General features: G+C 36.6%; 6 protein-coding genes. 4 read left to right on the forward strand and 2 right to left on the reverse strand.

From position 1 onward, the window contains the following. The first annotated feature begins 97 nt into the window (after window positions 1-97). A complete protein-coding gene (locus tag GX437_09250; GenBank protein NLJ07841.1) occupies window positions 98-631 on the forward strand; it encodes a hypothetical protein in 534 nt (177 codons plus the stop codon). A gap of 1 nt (window position 632) precedes the next feature. Here GX437_09250 and GX437_09255 read toward each other — a convergent pair whose 3' ends face one another. Further along, window positions 633-1,454, reverse strand: a complete 822-nt coding sequence (locus GX437_09255) for a redoxin domain-containing protein (protein ID NLJ07842.1) — start codon at window positions 1,452-1,454, stop codon at window positions 633-635. Further along, window positions 1,451-2,836 (reverse strand): tryptophanase, encoded by a 1,386-nt coding sequence (locus tag GX437_09260; protein NLJ07843.1) that lies wholly within the window; start codon window positions 2,834-2,836, stop codon window positions 1,451-1,453. Before GX437_09260 ends, GX437_09255 begins: the two co-directional genes overlap by 4 nt. Before the next feature lie 213 nt (window positions 2,837-3,049). Between GX437_09260 and GX437_09265 the strand changes: the two genes are divergently transcribed. The 3 genes from GX437_09265 to cas10 form a co-directional block, all read left to right on the forward strand. After that, window positions 3,050-3,772 carry a cytosolic protein gene (locus tag GX437_09265; GenBank protein ID NLJ07844.1) on the forward strand — a complete coding sequence of 241 codons (723 nt, stop codon included), beginning with the start codon at window positions 3,050-3,052 and terminating at the stop codon, window positions 3,770-3,772. A 123-nt stretch (window positions 3,773-3,895) separates the two neighbouring features. After that, window positions 3,896-4,573, forward strand: coding sequence for a CRISPR-associated endonuclease Cas6 (locus tag GX437_09270; protein NLJ07845.1), 678 nt, complete (start codon window positions 3,896-3,898; stop codon window positions 4,571-4,573). Window positions 4,574-4,594: 21 nt separating this feature from the next. Beyond that, window positions 4,595-7,365 (forward strand): type III-A CRISPR-associated protein Cas10/Csm1 (cas10, locus tag GX437_09275; GenBank protein ID NLJ07846.1); only part of this gene is annotated, 2,771 nt, incomplete at its 3' end.

The following is a 7,365-nucleotide window of genomic DNA, read 5'->3' on the forward strand; positions in this document are numbered from 1 at the left end:
GAACCGGGAGAAGACGGTAATACGGCTTACTGGAGAGATCAAAATCAGGTACATCATGTCCCGAAACGCAGCTTAAGAGACCTTATCATCAATTAACATGGATACTTTCAGAGAAGAAATCCTGTTAAAACTCCAGACAGTCAGAAAAAGCCTCCTGCTGAAAATGATTGATGAAATAAAGGACGATCCTGCAAGGCTCAGGGTTTGGGTGGATGTTGCCTTGTCAGATATACCAAAAATCAGTTATCACGCCTGCTGGGGATTGCTTTACCTGAGCCAACGCTTTCCCGGAATACCAGAGCCTTATACTGATCGTATTATTGACAAATTGACGAATACTTCTTCAGACAGTCAGCTGGCTACTTTACTCAGTGTGCTTTATTTTACTGATTTTGATACTAGTAAATTATCAGGGAGTATAGACTTTATCAGCCATCTATTATTTCACGAAAAGAAGCAAACCTTTATAAAAACTTATTCTCTCCGACTGCTTTATAAAATCGGGGACAAACTGCCGGAGTTCAGGGAAGAAATTGCTGAAATCATGAAATTAACCTCTGAGTTTTCTGATAAAAGCTATCTGAAGAAAAAGGCTTATGATTACTGTAAACGACTGAGCAGAAAACGATAATCTAATCTTTTTTAACACTTAATTGCTGCGTAAATTTCTGACTGCCGAGTTCTGCAGTAACAATATATGACCCATTTGGCATACGGTCAGTAAAGTATTCGATTCTTAATTCTTTTTCAAGAATATCATTGTAAAGTTCATCGATAAGCATTCCTTTAGAATCATAAATACGGAGAACCAGTTTATCGGGTTTTTCAGTCTGAACGAAAATGGTAAAAACAGTTTTTGCGGGTGAGGGAAAAACATTCAGAAAAGAAGCATTTTCTTTTACATCCATGCCTGCACCCTTATCAATCCAGGAGGTAATTTTAGGAGCAAGCGGGCTTGCCTGTGGCGACAAATAGTCATAAAATGACCCGTCTTCATTGATGAGAAACTTCTGGAAATTCCATGATACAGGTGCATCTTTCACCCCATTTTGCGATTTTTGTGTCAGCCACGCGTATAAAGGATGAATATTGCTGCCGGTTACACTGATTTTCGACATCATTGGAAATGTTACATGATAATTGCTTTGGCAAAAATCGAGTATTTCATTGTCGTTCCCGGGTTCCTGACCTGCAAAATCATTAGACGGGAAGCCTATGATGACAAAACCCCTGTCTTTATAATTTTCATACAATTGCTGCAGATCGGCATACTGTGGGGTATAACCGCAATATGAAGCAGTGTTGACGACCAATATTTTTCTTCCTTTGAAAATTTTCAGGTCAACAGAATCTCCCACAATGTTTTTCACCTTAAAGTCAAAGAAATTTTTTGACTGGGGAAAAACTAACTGGGTGGTCATTAAATAAATAACAAAGCCAAGGATTTTTTTCATGGTTTAATACGTTCGAGTTCAACAGTAAAATGACGCATCAGGGGAGCTTCATAAACGATTTTAAAACCATGTTTTATTTCATTTCTTCTTTCATAAACATTTGCCAGTGCACAGGCTACATATTCAATATGATTGTTGGTATAAACCCTTCGGGGGATGGCCATGCGCAGAAATTCCAGTTTAGGATAACGGTTCATACGGGTAATGGGGTCTCTGTCTGCAAGTAATGTTCCAATTTCGACAGCCCTGACGCCACTTTCGAGGTATAATTCAACCCCCATGAGTTGTGCAGGATATTCTTCCTGAGGAATATGCGGATAAAACTTAAGTGCATCAACAAAAACAGCATGTCCGCCAATTGGTTTCTGAACAGCAATTCCAAATTCTTCTAACCTTTTACCAAGATATTCAACCTGACCTATTCTGGCTTCCAGATACCGAAAATCTGTTCCCTCCAGTAAACCCTGTGCAATAGCATTCATATCTCTGCCAGCCAGTCCTCCGTATGTGATATAGCCTTCATAAATGATATTCAGATTACAGGTCTTTTTGTAAAGTTCTTCATCATTCATGGCAATAAAGCCTCCGATATTTACGATGGCGTCTTTTTTGGCACTCATGGTCATAAAATCGGCATAGCTGAACATTTCCCTCGTAATATCCCTGATAGCGGCCTGTTCATAACCAGCTTCACGTTTTTTAATGAAATAAGCATTTTCTGTAAAACGTGCCCCGTCAATCATAATCCTGACACCATATTTTCTGGCAAGGGCTGAAACATCCTTCAGATTCTGCATCGAAACGGGTTGCCCTCCGGAAGTATTACAAGTTACTGTGATAGCAATAAAAGGAATTTTATTGGAGGGATATGTTTTCAATACTTTTTCTAATTTATCGAGGTCAATATTTCCTTTGAAGGGATGCAGGTTGTTGACATCAAAAGCCTCATCAATCGTACAATCAATACAGGTAGCCTTTCGTAATTCAATATGCCCTTTGGTGGTATCAAAATGTGAATTGCCGGGAACGACATCCCCTTCTCTGACCAAAGCACTGAACAATACATTCTCAGCTGCACGCCCCTGATGAGTTGGCAAAACGTATTCAAAACCGGTAATATCACTGACAACAGATTTCATCTTAAAAAATGATGAAGCTCCGGCATAGCTTTCATCACCTTTCATTATTTCCGACCATTGCAGATCGCTCATAGCTCCTGTGCCTGAGTCTGTCAGCAAATCAATAAAAACCTGATTACTTTTCAGTTTGAAAAGATTATACTTTGCTTCCTTTATCCATTTTTCCCGCTCTTCTCTGGTGCTGGTATAAACATTTTCAATCATTTTAATTTTGTAGGGTTCGGCATAAGGTAATGGTCTCATGAGCAAATATTTTTGAGAGTTTTGAAAAATTTTAAAAAACCCGGCAGTCAGGAACCATGGTCTTTCAAATTCAGATAAATTTGCTTTTTACTAAAATACAAGATTTTATGCATTTTTTAAAGGTATTAAAGCTTGCCAAAAATACTAATTCTGAGAAAAAACCAAATTTTTTTTTAAAAAAGTTAAATTAATGAGAACCAATAATTTACAAAAATGAAACCTCACTATAACAAATCCATTCTGATACAGCTGCTGTCTGATTTTTTTCATCGCTCCTTTATGCACTATGCACTTTGGTTTTCCGAAGCCCGTCATCAGTTAGGAGACGAAAAAGCCTATTTACTGATAAAAAAAGTATGGGATCAAAGCTTTCCGCTGCAAATGAACCGATTGGCCAAAACATTGGGCTTTGAACTTCAGGATAACCTGCCCGTTGCATTGCATGAAAAAAGTGAAGAAGAATTACAGGCATTGCTGAGTGCGATGGCTGCAAACTGGCTCGCTAATGACGGTATCTGGTTTCAGGCCATTGAATTTCAATATGGTATGAACGAAGCCAAACGCTGTAACGACAGCTGCTGGGCACAGTTTTCACCCTTCGAAGCACATGCCATTAAAAAAATGTTACAACTCCCCGAAAATCCTGGTCTTGACGGGTTGAAAAAAGCACTGGCTTTCAGGCTGTATGCCTTTATCAATGAACAGGAAATAGTAGAGGAAACTGAAACCAGTTTTGTGTTCAGAATGAAAAGATGCAGGGTTCAGGATGCCCGTAAACGAAAAGGACTGGCAGATTATCCGTGCAAATCGGGTGGCATGGTAGAATACACCACTTTTGCAGAAACCATTGATAAAAACATAAAAACAAACTGTATAGGTTGCCCCCCTGATCCTCATCCCGAAGAGTGGTACTGTTCATGGAAGTTTACGATATAAAGTACTGATAATCTTATCGTTTCAACAGATATTTTTTTACAAAAAAAATTTTCATAAAAAATATCTCAAGTAATTTCTTTTTCGTATAATTGCTTGATTTTTCTTCTCTCAAAAAACTGACGAATGAAAAAAATCCGGATACTTCAGGTGGTATTTGACACGGAAATAAAACCTTATGAAATTCCGGCATTCAGGGGAGCAATCATTTCAAAAGTAGGGAAAGAAAATATTTTGTTTCATAATCATCTGAACGGAAATGCCTTTCTTTACAGGTATCCGCTCATTCAGTACAAAAATATCAGCAACCGGCCGGCCATCATGTGTGTTGATTACGGAGTGGATGAAATTCATAAATACTTTGAAAAAAAAGACTGGGATATTCAGATTGGGGACAGATGGCTCGACATGAGGATTTATAAGCTTTTTATGAACCAGTTTATCATGCAGGTGTGGGATAAAATGTTTCAGTATAAAATCAATAACTGGATTGCACTGAATCAGGAAAACTACCTGAGGTACCAGGAAAAAGAAGCATTAAGCGACAGAATACAGATTCTCGAGAATACACTCAAGGCCAATATAATTTCATTTGCCAAGGGAATTGACTGGCACATCGACAAACCCATCGAATTAAAAATCAAACAGATAAAAGAACCAAAACCGATTAAGTTCAAGACAAAAAAAATGATGGGATTTGATGTTGAATTTTCAACAAATGTATTTTTACCCAATTACATCGGGCTTGGAAAAGCAGTGAGTAAAGGTTTTGGTATAGTCAGACAGCTAAAGAATAATCATTAAAATGGATGAATAAAATAGCATATGGATACCATAAGACAACAAATATACTTAGGAGCCTTGCTGCATGATATCGGGAAGTTTTATCAAAGAGCAGATAATAAATTAATTAGGGATATTTTACAAAACAACCCTCACTTAAATGCCATAGCCCAATTATGTTGCAAATTTGATGAATCAAGGAATAAATGGGATTATCAGCATTCTTTTTGGACATATCTGTTTTATCAGGAAAACAAAAATCTTTTTGACAGTATTAAAGAAGACAACGAACAAATCTTTAACATAAACCCTTTTGAAAACAAAGGAATAGATAATCTTATCAATTTTTCAATTTTTCATCACAAACCTCAAACAAAACTACAATCAATCATTCAGATAGCTGACTGGATAAGCAGCGGGATGGAAAGAGATGATAAAAATGCAGAAAATGAAGAAGGAATTGGAATAAAGAACATTGATTTTGGAATGTTCAAGTATAAAAAAGTTCCCATGTTTTCGTTGTTTAACGAAATCATTGTAAAATCTGAAACGAAGGGGAATAATGAAACTCATGACAATAATCAAAAAAAGAACAAACAGGAAAATCTATATTCATTTAATTTAAATCCACTTGTAGTTGATGAAGACTCAATCTTTCCACAAGTAATTGAAAAAGATTCATTTAAAAATGCTTCGGTTGATAACTATCAAAAAAACTACTTCAAACTATGGGAAGAGTTTATTAATGAATTTTATCAATTACCAACTGATTCATTTCATGGTTTCAGTGAATCATTGCTTTACTTATTAAAAAAATATACATGGTGCATTCCTGCTTCCACCAATGATATGGTTCATACAAGCCTGTATGAACACATGAAAACAACAGCAGCTATTGCTTTATGCCTGTATGATTATCAGGAGCATGAAGGCTTTGAAAAAACATTCACCTGGGAACGGGAAAATGATTATCCGAAAATAAAAGAAGGAGTTTATCCTTTGTTAATGGTTTGCTGGGATTTATCAGGTATCCAGAAATTCATCTATGATGTTTCCAGCACTAAAGCCTCCGTTAGTCTGAAAGGAAGGTCTTTTTATCTTCAATTGCTAATAGAAAGTGTCATCCAGAAAACTATTATTGATTGTAATTCTCATTGGGGAAATGTCGTTTACAGTAGCGGGGGTAAGCTTTTTATGATATTACCTAACCTTGAAGATGTCAGGAATAAATTGAAAGAAATTAAAAATGATTTCGAAGAATTGCTTTGGGAAGAACATCATGGAAAAGTGAGTATAGGTCTTGGCATGGTCGAATTTTCTTTTGATACGACAAAGGATAAACCCAAGAAAGAAAGAATTCTTTTTAATAGTAATGGGCAAGTTTATGGTTCGCTAAGCGATTTATGGGGTAAAACAATAACATCAGCCTCAGAGGACAAAGGACGAAAATTTGAATCTCTCATTTCCAATGAATTATTTAAGCCCTCGGGCGAATGGGGAAATAATTATACGCTTTGTGCGGTTACAGGAGTTGAAGGAAAAATAGAGAAAGACCTCGTATTACTTGAAAAGGATGATGATGAAAAAATCTGGGTAACCAGAGCTGTAAAAAAGCAAGCGGAAATTGGCAAAACGCTCAAAGATGCTGATTACATCCTTACCTATCTGAAAGATGATCCAGAAGGGAATAAATACCTCGACAAAAGAGCACATTGTTCAATTTCAATGTCAGATATAGGTATCAACCATTATCTGTTCGACCAAAAACAATTAATTGATGAAAATGCTGAGTTTCGATTTATTTCCTCAGCCGATATTGCAAGAGTCAGAAGGTTGAATGAAACAGATTTTAATGTCATTTCATCATTGAAAGGAAAAAGATGCAGCTATGGATACTTGTTTTATGGTGGCAATATTCAGGCAAGGATTACTGAGGAAAAAAATAATAATGGAAAGACTGAAAAATTTGAGAGAGACAAAACTTTTGAGGAGTTATGCTGGATAGACAATAACGGAAAAGATAAAACTTTCCTGGGTGTTTTACGAATGGATGTGGACGGTCTTGGTTCGATATTCAGTAAAGGAATACCGGATGATTACAAAAGCTTCGCTGCTTATTCAACGCTTTCTTTTCTTTTCGATCTGTTCTTTTCAGGTTATTTAAACACTATTCGTTACGATTCTCATTTCAAAGACTTTGTAAATATTATCTATTCAGGGGGTGATGATGTTTTTGCCGTGGGAAGATGGGATAAAATCATTGAATTTGCTGAAAAAATCAGGGAAGAGTTCGGGAAATTTACAGGAAGAGAAGATATCTGTATTTCCGGAGGCATTGCCATTGTAGGAGAAAAATTTCCCATCCGTATTGCAGCAAACATGGCTGGCGATTATGAAGACGCTTCAAAAAAATACAAAAAGACAGGAAATGTGGAGCTGGATAAAAATGCAATTACCTTCTTCGGAGAAACAATCAGCTGGCAATATGAATGGGAGGAAGTTAAAGAACTTAAAAAGTCACTGAAAAGTGAAATCACGGAGAACAGACTGAGCAAAGCCATTCTTCACCAGATAATCAGATGGAAAATAATAAAAGATGAAAACAACAAAAAGACTAAGGAGAACCTTCCGCCAGACTTAAGTTACCGCTGGCATACTGCCTATTATCTGAAGAGATACGGTGACCGCATTTCAAGAGGCAATGAAAGTGCTAAGGAATTATTAAAAAAACTACAAAATGGCTTATTTACAGGGGAAGGTTCATTTGCCACAAAAGAAAACAGTTCCGTAAAATTTACGGCTGACAGATATTA

The organism is Sphingobacteriales bacterium (assembly GCA_012517435.1).
Classification (GTDB): domain Bacteria; phylum Bacteroidota; class Bacteroidia; order CAILMK01; family JAAYUY01; genus JAAYUY01.

Coding starts and splice junctions, on each gene's coding strand:
- GX437_09270 (NLJ07845.1), top strand. CDS start 3,896: ATGAAAAAAATCCGGATACTTCAGGTGGTATTTGACACGGAAATAAAA.
- GX437_09255 (NLJ07842.1), bottom strand. CDS start 1,454: ATGAAAAAAATCCTTGGCTTTGTTATTTATTTAATGACCACCCAGTTA.
- GX437_09260 (NLJ07843.1), bottom strand. CDS start 2,836: ATGAGACCATTACCTTATGCCGAACCCTACAAAATTAAAATGATTGAA.
- GX437_09265 (NLJ07844.1), top strand. CDS start 3,050: ATGAAACCTCACTATAACAAATCCATTCTGATACAGCTGCTGTCTGAT.
- GX437_09250 (NLJ07841.1), top strand. CDS start 98: ATGGATACTTTCAGAGAAGAAATCCTGTTAAAACTCCAGACAGTCAGA.